Source organism: Jeotgalicoccus sp. S0W5, assembly GCF_011634875.1.
GTDB lineage: Bacteria > Bacillota > Bacilli > Staphylococcales > Salinicoccaceae > Jeotgalicoccus > Jeotgalicoccus marinus.
The window spans coordinates 158,206-177,985 of the sequence record NZ_SIRQ01000004.1 but is presented as its reverse complement, the minus strand read 5'-3'; the positions used below and the strand labels follow the sequence as shown (position 1 = coordinate 177,985).

The 19,780-nt window shown below is 37.1% G+C and carries 26 protein-coding genes; 17 read left to right on the top strand and 9 right to left on the bottom strand.

Annotated features, from left to right (window positions below; all coding sequences use genetic code 11):
* The first annotated feature begins 18 nt into the window (after nucleotides 1-18).
* Genes qoxB through EYB29_RS07375 form a run of 3 tightly spaced genes read left to right on the top strand, consistent with a single transcriptional unit; the run spans nucleotide 19 to nucleotide 2,929 of the window.
* Entirely contained in the window at nucleotides 19-1,965 is a 1,947-nt protein-coding gene (gene qoxB, locus EYB29_RS07385) for a cytochrome aa3 quinol oxidase subunit I (RefSeq protein ID WP_026866131.1), read from the top strand.
* Nucleotides 1,958-2,563: a cytochrome aa3 quinol oxidase subunit III gene (gene qoxC, locus EYB29_RS07380; RefSeq protein WP_166627016.1), complete on the top strand. Its 606-nt coding sequence runs from the start codon at nucleotides 1,958-1,960 to the stop codon at nucleotides 2,561-2,563. Before qoxB ends, qoxC begins: the two co-directional genes overlap by 8 nt.
* Complete coding sequence (locus EYB29_RS07375; protein WP_026866129.1) at nucleotides 2,564-2,929, top strand: cytochrome C oxidase subunit IV family protein; 366 nt, start codon at nucleotides 2,564-2,566, stop codon at nucleotides 2,927-2,929.
* Nucleotides 2,930-2,987: 58 nt separating this feature from the next.
* Here the strand turns inward: EYB29_RS07375 and folE2 are convergent, their stop codons facing one another.
* The 4 genes from folE2 to thiD form a co-directional block, all read right to left on the bottom strand.
* Nucleotides 2,988-3,866, bottom strand: coding sequence for a GTP cyclohydrolase FolE2 (gene folE2 / locus EYB29_RS07370; protein ID WP_026866128.1), 879 nt, complete (start codon nucleotides 3,864-3,866; stop codon nucleotides 2,988-2,990).
* 11 nt (nucleotides 3,867-3,877) lie between these two features.
* Nucleotides 3,878-4,552 carry a bacillithiol biosynthesis deacetylase BshB2 gene (gene bshB2, locus EYB29_RS07365; protein ID WP_026866127.1) on the bottom strand — a complete coding sequence of 225 codons (675 nt, stop codon included), beginning with the start codon at nucleotides 4,550-4,552 and terminating at the stop codon, nucleotides 3,878-3,880.
* A gap of 11 nt (nucleotides 4,553-4,563) precedes the next feature.
* Nucleotides 4,564-4,926 carry a DUF1806 family protein gene (locus EYB29_RS07360; RefSeq protein WP_026866126.1) on the bottom strand — a complete coding sequence of 121 codons (363 nt, stop codon included), beginning with the start codon at nucleotides 4,924-4,926 and terminating at the stop codon, nucleotides 4,564-4,566.
* Between the two features lie 69 nt (nucleotides 4,927-4,995).
* Nucleotides 4,996-5,829: a bifunctional hydroxymethylpyrimidine kinase/phosphomethylpyrimidine kinase gene (gene thiD / locus EYB29_RS07355; RefSeq protein WP_026866125.1), complete on the bottom strand. Its 834-nt coding sequence runs from the start codon at nucleotides 5,827-5,829 to the stop codon at nucleotides 4,996-4,998.
* Between the two features lie 119 nt (nucleotides 5,830-5,948).
* Here thiD and EYB29_RS07350 point away from each other — a divergent pair, with 119 nt between their 5' ends.
* The 8 genes from EYB29_RS07350 (at nucleotide 5,949) to EYB29_RS07315 (ending at nucleotide 10,564) form a co-directional block, all read left to right on the top strand.
* Nucleotides 5,949-6,608, top strand: coding sequence for a uracil-DNA glycosylase (locus EYB29_RS07350; RefSeq protein WP_035855713.1), 660 nt, complete (start codon nucleotides 5,949-5,951; stop codon nucleotides 6,606-6,608).
* A complete protein-coding gene (locus tag EYB29_RS07345) occupies nucleotides 6,608-6,844 on the top strand; it encodes a YwdI family protein (RefSeq protein ID WP_166627015.1) in 237 nt (78 codons plus the stop codon). Before EYB29_RS07350 ends, EYB29_RS07345 begins: the two co-directional genes overlap by 1 nt.
* A gap of 17 nt (nucleotides 6,845-6,861) precedes the next feature.
* Nucleotides 6,862-7,134 (top strand): hypothetical protein, encoded by a 273-nt coding sequence (locus tag EYB29_RS07340; RefSeq protein ID WP_166627014.1) that lies wholly within the window; start codon nucleotides 6,862-6,864, stop codon nucleotides 7,132-7,134.
* 17 nt (nucleotides 7,135-7,151) lie between these two features.
* Nucleotides 7,152-7,517, top strand: coding sequence for a DUF423 domain-containing protein (locus tag EYB29_RS07335; protein WP_166627013.1), 366 nt, complete (start codon nucleotides 7,152-7,154; stop codon nucleotides 7,515-7,517).
* A gap of 478 nt (nucleotides 7,518-7,995) precedes the next feature.
* A complete protein-coding gene (locus EYB29_RS07330; protein ID WP_026866120.1) occupies nucleotides 7,996-8,364 on the top strand; it encodes a GntR family transcriptional regulator in 369 nt (122 codons plus the stop codon).
* Entirely contained in the window at nucleotides 8,364-9,242 is an 879-nt protein-coding gene (locus EYB29_RS07325; RefSeq protein ID WP_166627012.1) for an ATP-binding cassette domain-containing protein, read from the top strand. The genes EYB29_RS07330 and EYB29_RS07325 overlap by 1 nt, the downstream gene beginning before the upstream one ends.
* Nucleotides 9,243-9,246: 4 nt before the next feature.
* Complete coding sequence (locus EYB29_RS07320; protein ID WP_166627011.1) at nucleotides 9,247-9,885, top strand: hypothetical protein; 639 nt, start codon at nucleotides 9,247-9,249, stop codon at nucleotides 9,883-9,885.
* 13 nt (nucleotides 9,886-9,898) lie between these two features.
* Entirely contained in the window at nucleotides 9,899-10,564 is a 666-nt protein-coding gene (locus EYB29_RS07315) for a hypothetical protein (protein WP_166627010.1), read from the top strand.
* 54 nt (nucleotides 10,565-10,618) lie between these two features.
* Here EYB29_RS07315 and EYB29_RS11600 read toward each other — a convergent pair whose 3' ends face one another.
* On the bottom strand, nucleotides 10,619-11,176 hold the full coding sequence (locus EYB29_RS11600; protein WP_256370667.1) for a LysR family transcriptional regulator substrate-binding protein: 558 nt from the start codon (nucleotides 11,174-11,176) through the stop codon (nucleotides 10,619-10,621).
* A gap of 12 nt (nucleotides 11,177-11,188) precedes the next feature.
* Nucleotides 11,189-11,491, bottom strand: a complete 303-nt coding sequence (locus EYB29_RS11595; protein WP_240921846.1) for a LysR family transcriptional regulator — start codon at nucleotides 11,489-11,491, stop codon at nucleotides 11,189-11,191.
* Between the two features lie 104 nt (nucleotides 11,492-11,595).
* Between EYB29_RS11595 and EYB29_RS07305 the strand changes: the two genes are divergently transcribed.
* Complete coding sequence (locus EYB29_RS07305; RefSeq protein WP_166627044.1) at nucleotides 11,596-12,279, top strand: YczE/YyaS/YitT family protein; 684 nt, start codon at nucleotides 11,596-11,598, stop codon at nucleotides 12,277-12,279.
* A gap of 164 nt (nucleotides 12,280-12,443) precedes the next feature.
* Nucleotides 12,444-13,424 carry an acyltransferase family protein gene (locus tag EYB29_RS07300; protein ID WP_166627009.1) on the top strand — a complete coding sequence of 327 codons (981 nt, stop codon included), beginning with the start codon at nucleotides 12,444-12,446 and terminating at the stop codon, nucleotides 13,422-13,424.
* A 51-nt stretch (nucleotides 13,425-13,475) separates the two neighbouring features.
* Here the strand turns inward: EYB29_RS07300 and EYB29_RS07295 are convergent, their stop codons facing one another.
* The 3 genes from EYB29_RS07295 to hemQ form a co-directional block, all read right to left on the bottom strand.
* A complete protein-coding gene (locus EYB29_RS07295; protein WP_166627008.1) occupies nucleotides 13,476-14,198 on the bottom strand; it encodes an MBL fold metallo-hydrolase in 723 nt (240 codons plus the stop codon).
* Nucleotides 14,199-14,260: 62 nt separating this feature from the next.
* Nucleotides 14,261-14,404, bottom strand: coding sequence for a hypothetical protein (locus tag EYB29_RS07290; protein WP_156889126.1), 144 nt, complete (start codon nucleotides 14,402-14,404; stop codon nucleotides 14,261-14,263).
* Between the two features lie 81 nt (nucleotides 14,405-14,485).
* Complete coding sequence (gene hemQ, locus EYB29_RS07285; RefSeq protein ID WP_166627007.1) at nucleotides 14,486-15,235, bottom strand: hydrogen peroxide-dependent heme synthase; 750 nt, start codon at nucleotides 15,233-15,235, stop codon at nucleotides 14,486-14,488.
* 130 nt (nucleotides 15,236-15,365) lie between these two features.
* Between hemQ and pta the strand changes: the two genes are divergently transcribed.
* The 4 genes from pta (at nucleotide 15,366) to EYB29_RS07265 (ending at nucleotide 19,772) form a co-directional block, all read left to right on the top strand.
* The gene (gene pta / locus EYB29_RS07280; RefSeq protein WP_166627006.1) at nucleotides 15,366-16,367 is read left to right on the top strand and encodes a phosphate acetyltransferase; all 1,002 of its coding nucleotides are present in this window, start codon (nucleotides 15,366-15,368) and stop codon (nucleotides 16,365-16,367) included.
* The gene (locus tag EYB29_RS07275; protein ID WP_026866114.1) at nucleotides 16,360-17,178 is read left to right on the top strand and encodes a lipoate--protein ligase family protein; all 819 of its coding nucleotides are present in this window, start codon (nucleotides 16,360-16,362) and stop codon (nucleotides 17,176-17,178) included. Before pta ends, EYB29_RS07275 begins: the two co-directional genes overlap by 8 nt.
* A 47-nt stretch (nucleotides 17,179-17,225) precedes the next feature.
* On the top strand, nucleotides 17,226-18,404 hold the full coding sequence (locus tag EYB29_RS07270) for an MFS transporter (protein ID WP_166627005.1): 1,179 nt from the start codon (nucleotides 17,226-17,228) through the stop codon (nucleotides 18,402-18,404).
* A gap of 72 nt (nucleotides 18,405-18,476) precedes the next feature.
* On the top strand, nucleotides 18,477-19,772 hold the full coding sequence (locus tag EYB29_RS07265; protein WP_166627004.1) for an HD domain-containing protein: 1,296 nt from the start codon (nucleotides 18,477-18,479) through the stop codon (nucleotides 19,770-19,772).
* Nucleotides 19,773-19,780 lie beyond the last annotated feature (8 nt).

Sequence of the window (19,780 nt, the reverse complement as noted above, 5' to 3'; positions counted from 1 at the left end):
TGAAGGAAGGTCAAGTATATGCAATTGGATGAATTTTTTGTAACCGGAGAGCCCTTAGTTTATATAGGGATGGTTTCGATTGTATTAGTTTCAGCTACGATCATTTTTGTTTTGACCTACTTTAAAAAATGGAAATGGCTATGGAATGAATGGTTAGTTACAGTCGACCACAAAAAGATTGGTATTATGTACATTCTCATCGCCTTAGCGATGTTCTTTAGAGCGGGTGTTGACGCGTTAATGATGCGTATTCAGCTCGCATTCCCAAATATGAACTTTTTAAATTCACAACATTATAATGAAGTGTTTACGACGCACGGAACAATCATGATATTTTTTGTTGCAATGCCGTTTTTAATTGGTTTAATGAACTATATCGTACCATTACAAATCGGTGCACGTGACTTTGCATTTCCTTATGTAAATGCTGTGAGTTTATGGTCTACCTTCTTTGGTGCTTTACTATTTAACTTATCTTTTGTTATTGGTGGTTCACCAGATGCGGGATGGACCAATTACGCACCACTAGCAGGTGCAGAATTAAGTCCTGGTCCGGGAATTAACTTTTACCTATTAGGATTACAATTATCAGGTATCGGAACTTTAGCAACAGGAATTAATTTAATGGTGACGATATTGAGAATGCGTGCACCGGGAATGAAAATGTTTCAGATGCCAATATTCACTTGGTCCACGTTAATTACATCATTTATTATCATTTTTGCCTTTCCAATTTTAACAGTGGCATTGGCATTGATGACGATTGATCGTATTTTTGGCTCTCACTTCTTTGCATTGACAGGTGAAGGTATGCCGATGATGTGGGCGAACCTGTTTTGGATGTGGGGACACCCTGAAGTTTATATCGTAATTTTACCAGCCTTTGGTATTTTCTCTGAAATAATTGCGACCTTTGCTCAAAAGCAATTATTTGGGTACAAAACAATGGTATGGGCAATTATTGGTATAGCAGGTCTGAGCTTTGTTGTTTGGGTGCACCACTTCTTTACAATGGGTGCTGGCGCCTTTGTTAACTCAATCTTTTCTATTACAACAATGGCAATTGCCATACCGACAGGTGTGAAGATCTTTAACTGGTTGGCGACAATCTATAAATCTAAGATTTTATTTACGACACCTATGCTATGGTCATTAGCCTTTGTACCAAGTTTTACAATTGGTGGTGTAACGGGTGTTATGTTAGGAATGGCAGCTGCTGATTATCAGTTCCATAACACGTATTTCCTCGTATCTCACTTCCACTATGTACTTATTCCAGGTACTGTATTTGCAAGTTTTGCAGGTCTAATATTCTGGTTCCCTAAGATGTTTGGGTACCAGTTAAATGAAAGAATAAATAAATGGGCATTCTGGTTATTCTTAATTGGCTTCCACGTCACCTTCTTCCCACAATATTTCCTAGGGCTAGATGGAATGGCAAGAAGGTTATTTACGGCAGGTCCAGAATGGTTCACCCTTAATTTCATCTCAACAATTGGTGCCTTTGTTATGGGTGCTGGCTTCGCAATATTTGTTTACGGTATCGTCTACAGCTACCTCAAGAGTACCCGTCAGTTAGACGGAGATGTGTGGGGTGTAGGACGAACACTTGAGTGGGCAACACCAACACCAGTACCAAAATATAATTTTGCCACTCTACCAGAAGTCGATTCTACTGATGCCTTAATTGAAATGAAAAAGAAAGGTGAAACGACTTTCGATAAGCGTAAATTATCAAGAATACACATGCCTAATGATACTGGACAGCCTTTTATTATGACGGCAATAATGTTTTTTGCAAGTTTCTTCCTAGTCTTTGAATGGATTACGCTAGCGGTCATTGGGCTCATCGCTACAATCGTAATGATGATAATGAGATCATTTGATTATAGAGATGGCTATCACTTTGAAGTTGATGAAATAGAAAGTATAGAACGCGAGTTAAGGGGGGCTGAAAATGAGTGAAGATATTCGAACTGATGTCTCAATGGAATATAGTACTGAAGAAGGACAGAATAAAATAATTGGGTTCTGGCTATTTTTAGCTGCTGAGATGTCATTGTTTGGAACCTTGTTTGCCACTCATGCTGTCTTAATGGGACGTACAGCTGATGCCCCGACTACAGTGGAGATGTTTCAACCAAACATCGTCCTCATTATGACCTTTTTACTACTGACAAGTAGTTTCACATGTGGCTTGGCAGTTCACTTTATGAGAGAGCAGTCATTAAAAGGGCTTATTAGTATGTTAGCAGTAACTTTACTACTAGGCTTATCATTCCTAGGCTTAGAAATATATGAATTCGTGCACTATGTACATGAAGGTGTGACACTACAATCTAGTGCTTATTGGTCAGCCTTCTTCACCTTAACAGGTACACATGGTTTGCACGTACTCCTAGGGATTGGTTGGATGGTAGCATTAATTATTCAACTCAGAAAACGTGGCTTGACGCCTGTTACAACTAGGAAGGCCTTTGTTCTAAGTCTATATTGGCACTTCTTAGATGTGGTTTGGATCTTCATCTTTTCTGCAGTCTATATGCTAGGGATGGTGTTGTAGATGAGTGAGAATAACAAAAAGAAATATCCTATAAATCATATAATTGGTTTTGTATTATCAGTGTTACTGACTATATTAGCTGCCTGGACTGCACTCTCATCAGATATGCCAGTGATGTGGATTGTTATTTCAGTTCTAGCACTTGCAGTCATTCAAGCCTTTATACAGTTATTTATGTTCATGCATATTACAGAGCGCGGAACCACTCATGCACCGTGGCATATGATCTTCCACGCCTTCATATTGGCGGCAATTATTGTTGCAGGTTCTATCTTTACTATGTCCTTTGGATTTAGCCATAATCACGGAGACGGTTCACACGAACAACATGATATGCAATCCGAAGAAGCAGATGATTCTCATTAAATACAATAAGAATCCGCACTGACCTGAAATAGGTGAGGTGCGGATTACTTATTATATATTATTTTTGATATTTCAGTCTTGAGAATGCGTCGTGTTGATGTATACTTTCTTCGTTACGGCATTCCAATACAAAGCCTTTGACCCATGGTAATTCAACTAGGTCGTAAGCTACAAGACGAATGAGGTCTTCAACAAAACGTGGGTTTTCATAAGCACGTTCTGTGACCATTTTTTCATCTGTACGTTTCAACACTGGGAATAGTTGACTAGATGCATTTATTTCTAGTATTTCAAATAAGTCTTCTTTATAAGTTTTAGGTAATTCAACACTATCATCAATGTCGATGAGCACCTTAACATTACCACGTTGGTTATGTGCACCATATTCACTAATTTCTTTTGAGCATGGGCATAGTGTTGTAACTTGTGCAGTCATTCCAAATTGTTTACGTGTGAATTTTTCTCCATCATGAGAAGCTGAATATTTTACATCTGCATGAGCGATACCATTGATGTTCGTACCTGGTGAAGGTTTGTTAAAGAACCAAGTTCCATCAACTGTTACTCCTGCATCATTCTGATTCATGCGTTCTCTTAAGTGCAATAATAGAGACTCTATTGTATCGAAATTTAATGGGACGCCATTTTCATTTACAGTTTCAAGAGACTCAATTAGACGGCTCATATTGATACCTTTTTCGTCTTTGTTTAAGCTTGTAGACAGTTCGAAATTACCAACGGATTGGAAATCTCCAATTACAACAGGGTAGGTTAAGTTATTGATTCCTACTGAATCGACTTCGAATAAGAAGTCTTTACGAGAGTTTTGTAAGTCTGCCATATCTTCTTTTTTCTTCGGTTTCGAACCAACGATAGGGTCTACTGAGCCGAAATGTTTAAAACGACCTTCTCGTGTCGTTAGATCATATTCTTCCATAGTGATACTCCTTAATCTATTTCATAACTGTAAAAGTTTTCGTATTTCATCCATCGATTACGTGCGTCGTCACCTTGTTGAGTATCAGCTGCTAAGTCTTCTAACAGCTTACCTGTTTGAGAACGATGGGCAGCCATGACTTCCATCTTACGGTCGGTGTAACCATCGATATCATTAACGATATCAGGTTCACCAAGATCATCAAAAGTTCGATTATCAAAGGCAATCATCTGTAACTTTGGACGATCCTTTATAGGCATATCTTTAACCGCTTCAATCACTGCATCAGCAGTTGCTTCATGGTCAGGGTGCACAGAATAGCCAGGGTAAAAACTAATGATACGTGTTGTAGATAATTCTTCTACTAAGTTAGTAATGACCTCTTTTAGAATTCCTTTTTCTTCGAATTCAAGTGTTTTATCTCTGAAGCCTAAGAGACGTAAGTCTTTAAGCCCCATTACTCTAGCTGATTCTTCAACTTCAGCTTTCCTAATGGCACGAAGTGATTCTCTTGTAGCGAAAGGTGGATATCCTAACATGCGACCCATATCGCCAAATGTAAGGCATGCATAAGTGACGGGAACACCCGCATCTATATATTTCATAATTGTCCCACTCACACCAAATGCTTCATCATCAGGGTGGGGGAAGACAACAAGTACATGATTTTCATTTGCAAAATCCATGGAACAGCCTCCTACTTAGTAAATGGTTTGGTTGAGATTTCTAGAGCTGCAGCAAGTTTGCCTTCACCGTTAAAGCCATGCATAATAAACGCCTCGTCCTCGTTCACAATGTAATGTGTAAGACCGAGTACGTAAATCCAACCACCGTTAGTCAATTTTAAACCGACACGGTGCTCTTTAGAACGATTTCCGCCTCGGATTGTACCTTGAATATATTCGACTTGAATATTGCGTAGGAAAGTTCCGGCATTAAAAACGCTATCGTCTAGGTGGCTTGCGTACATACCGCTGGTAATTTCAACGTGTAAATAAACCGGTGTATTTTGAAAACTCGTTAAAATTTCCTGAACTTTTTTCTTTTCAATTTTTTTCATTTCCATGAATAGCAAACTCCTAAATAGTTAGTCATTGAATAGAAAAGAGATAGCAAGCTATCTCTCAACTTAGTTCAATACCTTATCGAGTACTTCGATTTTCTCTACTGAATTGTATGCACCATGTCTCACAACGCCAACATGATCATTCATCTTCCAACCATTTTTTATGGCACTTGTAACGAATGATTTAGCGTCTTGAACTGATTCTAATGGTGATTTTCCATTTGCTAAGTTTGCTGCGATTGCAGCCGCAAAAGTACAACCTGCACCATGGTTATATGAAGAGTCAAATTTTGGTGACTCTAGTAAGTGCATTTCTTTACCATCATAGAAGACATCAATTGCATTATCTCCCTCGATACCAGTACCACCTTTAACGACAACATTATTGGCACCTTTTTCATGAATTAATCTAGCTGCATCCTTGATTTCCTCAAGCGTACGCGGTGTTTTAACACCCGCTAAATGGCCAGCTTCTACAAGGTTAGGTGTAACGACCGTAGCATTAGGAATTAGATTTTCGATCATTGATTCAACTAATCCTGGGTTTAGAACCTCGTCGTCCCCTTTACAAACCATTACAGGATCAACTACGAAATGTTTAGCATTTGAATTTAGGAAGGCATCTTTTGAAAGTTCAACAACTTCTTCAGAAGGGAGCATACCTGTTTTTATAACGTCTGGATTAAGCGATAGTGCTGTCTCCAGTTGGTTTTTAACATCAATTACAGGAATTGGACTTACACGGTGTGACCATGTACCTGGATCCATCGAAACGACAGTTGTTAAGACACTGTAACCGTATGTTTCATGTTCCTGAAAAGTTTTTAAATCTGCTGCAATTCCTGCACCTCCACTTACATCGGTACCAGCAATTGTTAACGTTTTTGCTAAAGCCATATATTTTCCTCCTAGTAACTACATATAGATATTGTCATTCTACTATAATTTACCTTGTAATTCTAGAGCATTGCTTACTTCGGTGATATAATGAAACTTTAATGGAAGGTGAGTAAGAAATGACAAAATTACATTGGGACAATGTATTTAAAAAGATAAATGAAAATCATGATTTTTCCACTTTAAAAGAAACTTTAAGTTCACGTTATCAATCAGGAAATGTCTTTCCACCAAGAGAAGAAATTTATACAGCATTTGATTTAACACCTTTTGAAAATGTGAAAGTTGTTATTCTCGGTCAAGATCCTTACCACGGGGAAGGTCAAGCCCATGGTTTAGCCTTTTCAGTAAACGATGGTATTAAGTTGCCGCCGTCCTTAAGAAATATTTACAAGGAATTAGAAGCTGATTTAGGTATCAAACGTCACTCTGGCAGTTTAAAAGACTGGGCTAGAGAAGGGGTACTTTTATTAAACACGGTACTCACCGTTGATGAGAGTCAAGCAAACTCACATAGAGGTTTAGGCTGGGAAGTATTCACCGATAGCGTCATTGAAGCGGTGTCTGACAATTTAGAGGGCGTGGTTTTTATCTTGTGGGGCAAACCTGCACAGAGGAAGATTAAACTCATCGATACGACTAAACATCACATCATCCAATCTGTACATCCGAGTCCATTGTCAGCATATAGAGGATTCTTTGGATCAAAACCTTTTAGTCAAACCAATGACTATCTAGTGAGTCAGGGGTTGAAACCAATCGATTGGAGCGAGAAATAATGAACGAAAGAGTAATTGCGCAGCTTGAAAATGAACTTGCCTTGCTTAAAAATAGTGAGGATATTGAAAAGCATGTGTATACGATGAAGCGGCTGTTGGATGTTTTGGATGACGAAGCGGTTAAAGAAACAACTGAAGAACGAACTGAATCCAGTCCAGTTGTCAGTAGACAAATTATAAATCAGCAAGCTGAAGACAAAGCAGGCGGACACGGTGGAGATATCTTCGATTTTTAGAGTAGGAAGTGTAAATTATGTTAGCGTTTATTATTATAGGTGTCCTTGTGTTTAGTTTAACTTTTCTAGGAAAGAGTTATAAAATCAAGTTACAAGAGAAGTATCAGAAACCTTGGTCTAAAGTGTTGAATTATATAAGATGGATTGCCCTTGCCACAGCATTTGCAGGTGCGATGTATACACCAGGTGCACAGATGCTACTCATCAGTGGTTGGCTCTTGGTATTTAGTTTATTAATATATGTGGCATCATTATTTATGATTTACTATAAAAATAAAAAAGTGATTTAAACGAAAGGAAGTTCTTGATGAAATTATTCGTTATACTCGGTGCAATTAATGCTTTAATTGCCGTTGCATGCGGTGCCTTCGGTGCACATGCTTTAGAAGCAAAACTCGAACAGCACTATTTAGACATATGGGAAACTGCTGTTAAGTATCAGTTCTACCATGCATTAGGACTTATTGCGATTGGTATTTTAATCCAAGTGACAGGTGCACAGTTCTTAACTGCAGCAGGTTGGTTCATGTTAGCAGGAATTATCTTCTTTACAGGTTCACTGATGGTCCTCGCCTTATCAGGTGTGTCTATACTCGGAGCAGTCACACCAATCGGTGGCGTAATGTTCTTAATCAGCTGGATCCTTGTAATTATCGGTATCGCAAAACTATAAAAAGAAATATATACGCATCAAAAATCTTTATATAAGGTTTTTGATGCTTTTTTTGTTGTATTGGGATTGTAGGAAGATGAAGAGCGGCACTAGGTCCGATTCGAAATATAAACGAATCTGAGCGCAGGCACTAGGTCCGCTTCGAAACCAAAACGAATCTGAGCAATATTACTAGGTCCGCTTCGAAATAAAAACGAGTCTGAGCGTTGGCACTAGGTCCGCTTCGAAACCAAAACGAATCTGAGCAATAGTACTGGGTCCGCTTCGAAATAAAAACGAAGCTAAGCAATGACAGGAGGTCCGATTCGAAATAAAAACGAGGCTCAACAAGCAAGCTATCTCCCTAGTCTAACCCTTCTATTTATATGAAAATCCCACAAAGGGGTTTACAAAATTCATATATGGTTATATAGTTATATACATAGATATATAACCAGTGTACCTGTCGAATAAGTACAAGGTGATGGGAGGGATACATTTGACAAGTTTGTTGAACGATAAAAAACCGATATATGCTCAAATCAAGGATTGGCTAACGGATCAAATTATAGACGAGACATTAGAAGTGCATGACAAGATTCCATCGACAAATGAGATAGTGACATACTTCAAAGTTAATCACATCACAGTTTCTAAGGGTGTAACGCAGTTAGTTGAAGAAGGCATACTCTACAAAAAGAGGGGTGTAGGCATGTTTGTTGAAGAAGGTGCGAGAGAGAAATTGTTAACCGTCAGACGAGAAGAATTTGTTGAGGATTATTTAAAACCGATGTTAGACGAAGCTAAGAAGTTGGAATTAAGTAAATCCGATATTCAAAAACTAATTGATAATAGAGGTGAAAAGTAATGAATTTAAATATTGAAAATGTAGGTTTATCCATAAATAAGGAAGAGATTTTGAGTGATATCAATGTAACGTTCACTCCAGGAAAAATATATGGCTTACTAGGAAGAAATGGTGCAGGGAAAACTTCTTTAATCTCTTTAATTGCTTCCTATAGAAAAGCAACTCAAGGTTCAATTACCTTGGATGGGAAAACAATATATGAAAAAGATGAAATGATGCAGCATGTTAATTTTATTTACAATGTTAAAGATACTTCATCTGAGACGGATAAAGTAAAAGAGTACCCGGAAAGTCATGCGATGTTTAGGGATGATTTCGATCAAGAATATGCAAATGAGTTACTGAAGAAGTTCAAAATTGATGAAAATAAAAATTTCAATGAATTATCTCAAGGTCAACAAGCGGCAGTGAATGCGTCTATGGGCTTAGCTTCTTTATCGAAAGTAACCATCTTTGATGAGGTTACAAATGGCATGGATGCACCAACAAGAGAGTTATTCTATGAAGAAGTATTGCAAGCTAAACGTAGAGGCACGCGTATCATCATCTTATCTACGCACATTATCTCTGAAATGGAACACTTATTTGATGAGATTGTCATGATGCACAATGGCAAGATTTTACTTCAAGAACCGACGGATGATTTATTAGAGAAAGGATTCACAGTCGCTGGTAAGGCGGAGAAAGTAAGGGAATTTACTGCTAATAAGAACGTTATCAATGTGAAGTTTTTAGGTGCTTTACAAATCGATACAGTTATTGGTTATTTAAGTCCAGAAGAAATGGCGTTCGCTGAAGATAATCATCTAGATATTTCACGTCTAGCACTACAGGAGTTATTCATAAGTCTGACTAATGACGATAAAGGTCAGGAGTGATTATATGATAACTATAAAAAAGAAAACTCTATATAAATTTCTATTATGGATATTGATATATATGACCTTGATGACACTTGTCGTTGGTTCAATTATTCATTTTTTGAATGAACCAGCTGAGATATTCTACCAAGCTCATATCAGCTCACTCAGTATAGGAATGCTTGTATTTGGCACACTTGCTTTTATGGTATTAAAAAAACAAGTTGGTCATGGTAAATCTAGGAAGACATACTTCAAGGAAAGCATAGGGACAGTATTGTTTCTAAGTCTTTACAGTATGATCCTGATGAATATTTTTTCCTTGGGACTTAATTTGTTTCCTAGCTTAAGTGGAGAAATTATTCAAAATTGGACAATCACGGAAAATATTATTATAAATATTGTTGCTATTTTATCAGGTTTACTAACTTACTTTATTGGTCTGATAGTGTTCTACTCATTTGTTAAGAATTTTATTTTAGGTATTTTTGTATGTTTTATCGTCGGTGGACTTGGTGGTTATTATTCTCAAGCTTTTGGAGAGTTCACAACTATGAATGTCGACAATCCACTATTGGTGTTGGGTGTACAGCTTTTCGCAATAATTATACTTGGAATAATAGCAAGAGCATATGTACTCAATGCGGCAATTAAAGTTTAATAGGAGGTAAATAATGAAGACAAAATTTAAAGAAACGACTCAGTCTCTAACTTATATATTATCGATGTTCACCTTTGTATTTTTAGGGATACTGCTCATTATATATATCATACTCAGTTTTCTAAATGACCCGACATCTTCATTCTTTGGAACGGGTATGAGAACAGCACGAATATACTTTGCAGTTGTTGGAATAACAACGGTCCTTGGTTTCTTGGAATGGGCAGTGAATTCCGGTGTTTCCAGAAAGACATTTTTCAAATCATTGATAACTTCAGCTATATTGACAGCTGTAATTACAACAGTTTTGGTGATTATCATTAACTTTGTATTATCCTTTACACCATTAGCAGGGGATTATTTGATGGAAGAGCAAATTAAAGGCTTATCGGTGTTTGGCAATGGTCTATTTATTTTCTTACAAGGACCACTGTACTTTGTAACAGGTGCATTAATCGGAGCGGCCTTTAGTAGAGGGTTTGCAGCCGGAATGACATCAATAGTAGCTGGACTAATATTAATTATTCTGCAAGTCTTTACTGAGAACTTTATGAATGATTTAGCTTATTTGGGTGAAGCGATTGTATACTTTGGTCATATTGCTGCGGTTGTTCTAACGATAGTTTACGCATGGATCTTATCGAGAATCTTGAAAGATATGCCTGTAAAAGTAAAATAAATTCTATAATTGGTTTAACCCTCTCGGAAATTTAATTTACCGAGAGGGTTTTTACTAGTTTACTAAGTCCCAAAAGTTATTCGCAGCGGTCGACATCGGTATATCTTTTAGTTTTAAAAAGACAGGTTCTACAGTCACTTCTAACTGAGGTAATTTATAGATCTTTAGATGTTCTGTAACTAGGGATTTTTTATTCATACCAGGAATAATAGAGATGCCGAGTTCGTGACTGACCAACGAAACCAAAATAGGTAGGTCTTTACACTCCATGACGATATCTGGTTTGATTCCTCGACGGGCGAATGACTTGAGTAAATCGTTTCTAAAAGTATAGTCCTTCATTGCACCGAGCATAATAAAGGGAAGATGGACCAGGTCTTTTAATTCTGGTTCTTCTGGTAAACTACTCGCCCAGCTTTCTGGAGTGATTAAAATATTAGGCTCACTCTCGAGTGTTTTAACATCATAATCATCAGTCATTGAAGGACGCATGACAATGGCAATGTCTATTTCCTTTTCTTTAAGTTTTTCAATTAAAGTTTCAGAATCACCGGAATGGATGAGTATCTTAACATTTGGATAGAGTGACCGGAAATTATGAAGATAGTCGATTAATAAGTTATATCATGAGGATGAGACGCCTATTTCAATGGTTCCACCTTGACCCATCTCAAGTTCATGAATTCTCTTTTTAAGTTGATCAGACTGGCCAATTATTTGACTTGCGTAATCATATAAAAGACGACCCGCTTCAGTGACTTCCCACTTTTGTCGGTAACGGTGAATCAGTGTTGTTTCAAGCTCATCTTCTAAACGTTTTAATAACTGGCTAAGGGGTGGTTGAGCAATATGTAACTTTTCAGCTGCCTTAGAAATACTTGCTTCTCGAATAATTTCTCTATAGTAGTATAGCTGTCTAAAATCCATAAGCCCTCCAACATATTATTTTTAATATGACTTCATTATATTTATATATTATTCACAAACCTTGATATAATATTTAAAGGACAAATTTTGAAGGGGGATTAATTATTTCGCATATTAATGTCACAGTAAAACGTTTATTCATTTATGTATTAGGTTTATTTTTCCTTTCCCTCGGCGTCAGTTTTTCAATTCAAGCAAACATGGGTGTATCGCCTGTGTCTTCACTTGCTTATGCACTCACACTTTCTTCTGGAATTTCCATCGGTTTAATGACCGTTGCCGCTAACGTATTGTTTATCATTGTTCAAATTCTTTTAAGTAAAAGACTAAATATTAGAGAAGCAATTGTTCAACTCATCATCGCATTTTTATTTGGAGGTATGATGGACTTTACCTTGTTTTTAGTTCAACAATTACCTAACCCTGAAAATTTAGTGACACAAGCTATTTTCCTTTTAGTTAGTCTATTCTTTGTGGCTTTGGGCCTACTCGGCTATTTCAATGCTAAGTTCCCTTTAATGCCATATGATGAATTGACACATGTGATTAGTGATCGTTTTAATCTAGAGTTCTCCAAGGCCAAGGTCACAAGTGATATGTTGAACGTTATTGTTGCTGTTGTTATAGGTTTAATATTTACTCAAACACTAGGATCTATAGGTATCGGAACATTTGTAACTGCGCTTTTTGTAGGAAAGATACTGGGTTGGATGATGAGAAAATTCCAGCCTGCACTTATGGATTTTGTACATCTACCAAAAGATACGCTACAAGAATCAGTTGAATGAACTGTGCTAGAGAAACAAGAGCAGGAAAAAGAACGGGAAGAGAAAGAAAATAATGTGTTATTAGAATCTTAATTAGTTTAAGATTCTTTTTTTATTTTACTTTCATTTTCGTGTAAATTATCCTACTATATTGGGAATGATATTTTTTGGCCCGGAGGAGAACTATGAACCGCTTACCGTTTTTTGATAATGCGAGATTGATTTTGATTTTCTTAGTCGTGTTCGGTCATATGATTCAACCATTTGCGACGGATTCACAATTAATAAATTCAATCTATGCCTTTATTTATATTTTCCATATGCCAATGTTTATCTTGTTGGCAGGTTTTTTTGCTAAGGGTATTGGTGAACCTAAATACATTTTAAAGCTCGCTAAGAATTTACTTTTGCCTTATTTAATTTTTCAAGTTATATATACGGGCTTGTATCTTCTCTTAGGTAGAGAGGACGTGTACGTGGGTATTCTGAAACCGCAATGGGCGATGTGGTTCTTAGTCAGTCTATTTAGTTGGCACATATTGTTAATCTTGTTTAAACGCTTTCCGGCATACGTAGGTATTCCGCTTACGGTCCTCATAGGCATTTCAGTTGGCTATGTGGATTTATCAAGTTTTGGCCTAAGTTTGTCTAGAACGATAGTGTTCTTCCCATTCTTTTTAGCCGGGTATTATATGAATAAAGAGCATGTAGTCATGTTAAAAACCAAGGGCTTAAGGATAATTGGACTTATATTTGCAGTTGTACTTTTTGTTTTTATATACAGCTCGATAAATATCGATGTATCTCTAGATACTGACTGGTTAACTGGCGCTATTGCTTACCGCTCGTTGGAAGCTGAAATCAGTGGTAGCTTGATGCGACTCATTATTTATGTACTTGCTACCTTGCTTATTATTTTTATGATTGCTTGGATACCAGACAAAAACTATGGTTACCTCACTAAGCTTGGACAAAATACCTTATATGTCTATCTTTTACACGGCTTTATAATCCAGCCACTTAGAGAATTTGATGTGCTTTGGTATGACAGATGGTATGAAACCTTTATATTTGTCATTTTCTCAGCGCTTATTGTGTTGGTGCTATCAAGTAAGCCAGTTGTGACATTGACCCGTCCACTAGTAGAATTAAAATGGAAGAAATAAAAAGAGAGCTGATTTTATCGGCTCTCTTTCGTATATTAATCGGTATTTTGCCTACAATTCTTCATCTATGATTGTTTGCCGAAATCTTTGAGTCTCTTCACGGTTAAAGGGTCCCACATGTCCATGAATATAGGTTTCGTATGGGAATTGATCAACTGTTTTTACGTAGTGATAGAAGCGGTCTGAATCATAACCACCATCTAATTTATAATACTCGCCACTGTCTGCATCACCAGCAAATAGCACTTTTTCTTCTTCTACGAACAACACAACACCATCATCTGAATGGGGATTATCGATAGGTACAACGTGTACAGTCAGGTTTCCTAAGTCTAAAGATAGCGTGTTGTCATAGACGATATCAGCAGTTACGACTTTCATCTCTGAGATATCATCATATTCGATAAGGATATGATGATGGCAAAATTGACATTCTTCACCTGTTCTAAGACGTTCCATCATCGCGTCTTTTGTCCACTCCCAAGTGCTGACCTGAGACAAGATATCATTTGTCTTTTTGTGGGCGATTGTTTTACCTTTAAAAGCATGCATAGCAAAAGTATGATCCCAGTGCCAATGGGTGATGATGGCAAGTGTCGGTTCTGGTAAATTATTTTCTTGAATTTCATTTAGTACTTCACTGAGATGTTCAGGTGAATTACCGACATCCACTAAAACACTAAACTGTTCACCTTGAATATATCCAATGTGTGGCCGGTCCCGCTCACTATCAAATGGCATAACATAGACGTGATCTGAAATTTGTTTAATCATAGGCGTCCTCTCTATAGTAAAATCCACTTAACGATTGTTAGGTGGATTTTATAAGTTGATCTTTATTTTCTTTTATTTTTCTTACTTGGATAAGTACCTGAATTTGAGTCAGTATCTTTACTGCCTTTATTCATGAATTTCTCACCGATTTTATTGATGATAATTGGTGCAGCAAAGATTGCTACACGCTTTAACAAGCGCTTCATAAGGTTTCCTCCTAAAAATCTAGATAATTATATATAACCCATTTTAAAGAGGATAAAACAGAGGAATACTTAAAATATCTATTACTTAAAGTACGCTTCTAATCCATCACGTTCGATGATACTGCCGACATAGAAGTCACCAAAGACACCATAACGAGCACTTGCTTCATCAAAGCGCATTTCATAGATGATTTTCTTGAACTCAAGCATGTCATCTGATAGTAGCGTTACACCCCATTCGTATTTGTCTAGACCTTGAGAACCAGAAATGAACTGTTTGATTTTACCTGCATATTGGCGACCAATCATACCGTGATCACGCATCAATTGTTTGCGCTCATCCATCGGTAGCATATACCAATTATCGTCTAGGTCACGTTTTTTATCCATTGGATAGAAACAAATATATTTAGACTTATCTAGGCTAGGGAAGAGTCTATTTTGAATGTGAGGGATGGCAAGCATTTCCTCAGCAGTCTTATTACCACCTAGATAGCTACTCATTTCAATGATTGAAACATAAGAGTATGTTGGAACTAAGAAATCTCCAATACCAAGTTTATTGATTTGAAGTTCAAGTTTAGTTAATTCTTCTGGCGTGTTTCTTAAGAACCAGAAAATCAAATCCGCCTTGTGTCCCATAACATTGTAGAAAGCATAGTCACCTTCTTTATTGTTGTGAACAGCTTCTTGTTCATCCAAGAATGTCCGGAGTTCTTCTAACAAGGCATCTTTCTCTTCATCATCTAAAACTTTAAATGCAGCCCAATCCACGCTATAAAGTAAATGTAAGCTATAATAACCTTCTATTGTACTGACCGGTTCGCTCATTCTATTCTCTCCTTTTGATATATATAACTCTATTTTAGTTAGTAGAAAACGTTTTAACAACAGATTATGTTTAAAAGATGTGACAGAACCAGTATAATAATATATAAAGTAATTCACCGAGGAGGCCATAATGAGTAACTTTATTACGAATCTTAAAAACATCTTACATGGTGAAAAAATTAAGATAGTGTTCCCAGAAGGTATTGATAAGCGCATATTAACTGCCGCTTCACAGCATTCAAAGGATAGCTATGTCCATCCAATTGTTCTTGGGGATACTGATGAAATAATAAGAATAGCAAAAGAAGAAAATATAGATATAGATAACTTAGAAATTATAAACCCAGCAACTTCTGAATTAAGTCAGAAACTCGCGGATGAATTTCAAACAGTAAGAAATGGCAAGGTAACTGCAGATCAGGCAGTCGAAATTATCGGTACAAACGTAAACTATTTTGGCACAATGCTGGTACATACAAACTATGCACAAGGTCTTGTATCAGGCGCTATGCATTCTACACCAGACACTGTTCGCCCGGCGCTTCAAATCATTAAAACTAAAGAAGGTGTCTCTAAGACAAGTGGCATCTTCTTCATGCGTCGTGATAATGAATTATATGTCATGGGTGACTGTGCCATTAACCCGACATTGACTGCTGATGAATTGGCTGAGGTTGCAGTGGAAACGGCGAAAACAACAGCAAGTTTTGGTGTTGAACCAAGGGTTGCCTTATTGAGCTTCTCATCTAAAGGTTCTGCGAAGACTGAAGAAGCAGAACGTGTGCGTCTCGCAACAGAATATGCACAAAACAAATTACCTGATGCGATTATTGATGGCGAGTTACAGTTCGATGCGGCCTTTGTACCAAGTGTAGCGGAGAAAAAATCACCAAACTCACCTTTAAAAGGAAACGCTAATGTATTCATCTTCCCATCACTAGAAGCGGGAAATATCGGTTACAAAATTGCACAAAGACTCGGTGGCTTTGAGGCATATGGGCCAATTCTTCAAGGTTTAAGAAAGCCTGTTAATGATCTGTCTCGTGGTACGACAACAGAAGAGGTTTATAACCTAGCTCTATTTACTGCAACACAAGTTGTTGCAAATCGTGAAGGCGATAGTAATGAGTGAGACCTACTTCACAGGTAAAACTGTTGAAGTGATTCACAAGTATCATACAACACATCCCTTTGAATCCTTTGCTTTCGATGATTTTTTACAACATCAAGTATCAGAAGATAACACGCCAAAGATTCGTTTTTGGCAGCACAGTCCATTTATCATCTTAGGACTACAAGATGCACGTCTGCCTAAGTTGAATTATGGCTTAGATTTTTTAAATGATGCAGGTTTTGAATTTATCGTTCGAAATAGTGGGGGGCTCGGTGTCGTACTTGATGATGGTGTGTTGAACATTTCACTTGTCATACCTAAGGCGGATTTCCAGTATATAGAAGATGGTTATGATATGATGGTAGAGTTGGTTCAAACTATGTTTAAGGACCAAGGTATTGAAGCATATGAAATTCATGATAGTTATTGCCCAGGTACATATGATTTAAGCATTGATGGTAAAAAATTTGCTGGTATTTCACAACGCCGAATCAAGGACGGGGTGGCAGTACAGATTTATTTATCTGTTACGGGCAGTGGTAGTGAACGTGCTAAATTAATGAAGGATTTTTATAAGTATGCACGTGCAGTAGAAAGTGAGAAATTTACTTATCCCTTGATTAATCCAGAACATATGGCTTCTCTAAATGAGCTCTTAAAAACAAACTTTAGCGTTCAAGAAGTTGAGGCGCTCACCTTAAAAGCACTTGAGAAAATGGGTGCGAATGTTGTGGATTTCAGAGAGTTATCAGAAACGGATAAGACAGTCTATGAACGTTTTACAGATAATATCAAAAACCGCAATAGTAAATATATGAACGCTAACTAACCAGTATTTTAAATACTGGTTTTAATTTGTCAGAAAGAAGGAATTTAATGTCAAACAGTGTCTACGCACCAAAAATATGGACCAAGGAATTTATAGCGATTTTTGCCTTTCACTTTATTCTAATGGGTGCGATGTATTCAACTTTAGTAACGGTAGGAAACTACACCATTGAAAAATATGATATCAATCCAAGTATTGCTGGTTTTACGGCGAGTATTTTTATTGTCGGTGTTCTAATCGGTCGCGCAGTGACAGGGTATCAAATTAACCATCTTGGTGCTCGGAAAATTATGGTTATCGGAACTAGCCTGTATTTTTTAACTTACATTTTATATTTCTTTGATTTTGGCCTAACATTCCTCTTGGTGACACGTCTTTTAAATGGTCTCGCAACAGGTATTATCTCGACAGCACTCAATACACTCGCAACAATTTCTGTCCCTGAAGAGCGTAGGGGTGAAGGAATAAGTTACTTTAGTTTAAGTATGGTAGTTGCGAGTGCAGTTGGACCCTTTATTGCTTTCTTATTACTTGAAGTAATTACCTTTGAAATGATGTTAGTATACGTCGGCGTACTCATGGTTTTAGTTGTGTTGATGATCCCAATGATAAAAATTAATAACATAACTAAAGAGACAGCAGTTAAGCCGACTAAATTTATTCTGATAGAGAAAAATTCTCTACGAATGTTGATGCCTATATTCCTAATGGGGTTAGCATATTCCAGTGTATTATCATTTTTAAATACTTATGCAATTGAAATTGATGTTGTGACTGCTGCGAGTTTCTTCTTTATTGTTTATGCGGTAGCGGTCTTATCGACCCGACCATTTACGGGGCGCTTAATTGACCAAAAGGGACCTAATATGGTCATCTACCCGACATTTATTCTAATGGCGATTGGCTTTTTAATTCTTGGAAATACGACCTCCGGACTGCTTGTACTAGTCGCAGGTTTCATTATTGGTTTAGGTTTTGGTAACTTCCAATCGGCTGCCCAGATTATCTGTGTGAAAGTGGCACCGAAAGAAAATGTAGGTCTTGCCACATCAACTTACTTTATTATTTTAGAAATCGGCTTAGGTTTTGGCCCAGTTTTACTCGGTCTTTTGATACCATTTGTCGGATATGACGGTATGTATCTGTGGCTGATTCTCCCAATTCTCATAGCTGGTTTATGTTACATGCTTTTTGTTGGAAAAAGAGCCAACCGATTTCAAAGCTAATGTGAGCTATTGGTTGTTAATCGTAAATTTATGATATTATTGGATTGAAAAAGGAGGCGTCACCCATTGGTAATGAGCGAATATACTCACAAGCAACTGCAAGAAGAAAAAGTATTTAAAGATCCAGTTCACCGATATATTCATGTCAGAGACCAGGTGATTTGGGACCTTATTAAAACTAAAGAGTTTCAACGCCTGCGTAGAATAAAACAACTCGGGACTCTGTATCTTGCTTTTCATTCGGCAGAACATTCTCGCTTCAACCATTCGCTAGGCGTCTATGAAATTGTGCGACGTATGATTGATAACTTTGAAGAATATCCTGAGTGGAACAAGGATGATAAGTTGCTCGCACTTACTGCAGCACTCCTACATGATTTAGGTCATGGACCGTTCTCCCATAGCTTTGAAGATATTTTTCATACTGACCATGAGGAATTTACAAAGAAAATTATCTTAGGTTCAACAGAAGTCAATGAGGTACTATCGAGAGTTTCTCAAGACTTCCCAGAACAAGTGGCAGCAGTTATAAATAAGACACATCCAAATAAATTAGTTATCAGCATGATTTCAAGCCAAATTGATGCTGACCGTATGGACTACCTGCAGAGAGATTCTTATTATACGGGAGTCAGTTATGGTAATTTTGATATGGAACGTATATTAAGAGTGATGCGACCTTCAAAAAATGAAGTGTTGATCAAAGAAAGTGGGATGCACGCTGTTGAAGACTACCTGATGAGTCGTTATCAGATGTATTGGCAGGTGTATTTCCATCCTGTGTCACGTGGTGGGGAAGTACTTTTAAATCTTATTTTAAGACGTGCGAAGCATCTCTACCAGTCTAGCTATAATTTTAAACAAGCACCAACATATCTCATCCCTTTCTTTAATGAGAATGTAACTGTTGAAGATTATTTACGACTTGATGAAATGGTTGTGAACTTTTACTTACAAGAGTGGATTCGTGAAGACGATGAAATTCTCAGCGATTTAGCAAGTCGTTTTGTAAACAGAGATTTATTTAAATACTTGCCGTTTGATGGCTCTATAATTACAATTTCTGAACTCAATGATTTGTATAGACGAGCTGGCCTAGACCCTAACTATTATGTATTTAGTGATAGTTATTCTGATTTACCATATGACTACGACCGCCCTGGTCAAAAAACAAATCGTCAGCCGATTCATCTATTGAGATCGAATGGTGATATTAGAGAAATTAGTTCACAATCTGCCATCATTAATTCAATTACAGGCTTGCATCGTTTAGGGTCTCGTCTGTATTATCCGAAAGAGAAAATTTTAGCCATCGAAGATTTGAGTGTAAAGGCGGAAATTATTAATTTACTAAACGAACTTGATTAGGAGGGTTC

Coding starts and splice junctions, on each gene's coding strand:
- qoxB (WP_026866131.1), top strand. CDS start 19: ATGCAATTGGATGAATTTTTTGTAACCGGAGAGCCCTTAGTTTATATA.
- qoxC (WP_166627016.1), top strand. CDS start 1,958: ATGAGTGAAGATATTCGAACTGATGTCTCAATGGAATATAGTACTGAA.
- EYB29_RS07375 (WP_026866129.1), top strand. CDS start 2,564: ATGAGTGAGAATAACAAAAAGAAATATCCTATAAATCATATAATTGGT.
- folE2 (WP_026866128.1), bottom strand. CDS start 3,866: ATGGAAGAATATGATCTAACGACACGAGAAGGTCGTTTTAAACATTTC.
- bshB2 (WP_026866127.1), bottom strand. CDS start 4,552: ATGGATTTTGCAAATGAAAATCATGTACTTGTTGTCTTCCCCCACCCT.
- EYB29_RS07360 (WP_026866126.1), bottom strand. CDS start 4,926: ATGAAAAAAATTGAAAAGAAAAAAGTTCAGGAAATTTTAACGAGTTTT.
- thiD (WP_026866125.1), bottom strand. CDS start 5,829: ATGGCTTTAGCAAAAACGTTAACAATTGCTGGTACCGATGTAAGTGGA.
- EYB29_RS07350 (WP_035855713.1), top strand. CDS start 5,949: ATGACAAAATTACATTGGGACAATGTATTTAAAAAGATAAATGAAAAT.
- EYB29_RS07345 (WP_166627015.1), top strand. CDS start 6,608: ATGAACGAAAGAGTAATTGCGCAGCTTGAAAATGAACTTGCCTTGCTT.
- EYB29_RS07340 (WP_166627014.1), top strand. CDS start 6,862: ATGTTAGCGTTTATTATTATAGGTGTCCTTGTGTTTAGTTTAACTTTT.
- EYB29_RS07335 (WP_166627013.1), top strand. CDS start 7,152: ATGAAATTATTCGTTATACTCGGTGCAATTAATGCTTTAATTGCCGTT.
- EYB29_RS07325 (WP_166627012.1), top strand. CDS start 8,364: ATGAATTTAAATATTGAAAATGTAGGTTTATCCATAAATAAGGAAGAG.
- EYB29_RS07320 (WP_166627011.1), top strand. CDS start 9,247: ATGATAACTATAAAAAAGAAAACTCTATATAAATTTCTATTATGGATA.
- EYB29_RS07315 (WP_166627010.1), top strand. CDS start 9,899: ATGAAGACAAAATTTAAAGAAACGACTCAGTCTCTAACTTATATATTA.
- EYB29_RS11595 (WP_240921846.1), bottom strand. CDS start 11,491: ATGGATTTTAGACAGCTATACTACTATAGAGAAATTATTCGAGAAGCA.
- EYB29_RS07300 (WP_166627009.1), top strand. CDS start 12,444: ATGAACCGCTTACCGTTTTTTGATAATGCGAGATTGATTTTGATTTTC.
- EYB29_RS07295 (WP_166627008.1), bottom strand. CDS start 14,198: ATGATTAAACAAATTTCAGATCACGTCTATGTTATGCCATTTGATAGT.
- EYB29_RS07290 (WP_156889126.1), bottom strand. CDS start 14,404: ATGAAGCGCTTGTTAAAGCGTGTAGCAATCTTTGCTGCACCAATTATC.
- hemQ (WP_166627007.1), bottom strand. CDS start 15,235: ATGAGCGAACCGGTCAGTACAATAGAAGGTTATTATAGCTTACATTTA.
- pta (WP_166627006.1), top strand. CDS start 15,366: ATGAGTAACTTTATTACGAATCTTAAAAACATCTTACATGGTGAAAAA.
- EYB29_RS07275 (WP_026866114.1), top strand. CDS start 16,360: ATGAGTGAGACCTACTTCACAGGTAAAACTGTTGAAGTGATTCACAAG.
- EYB29_RS07270 (WP_166627005.1), top strand. CDS start 17,226: ATGTCAAACAGTGTCTACGCACCAAAAATATGGACCAAGGAATTTATA.
- EYB29_RS07265 (WP_166627004.1), top strand. CDS start 18,477: ATGAGCGAATATACTCACAAGCAACTGCAAGAAGAAAAAGTATTTAAA.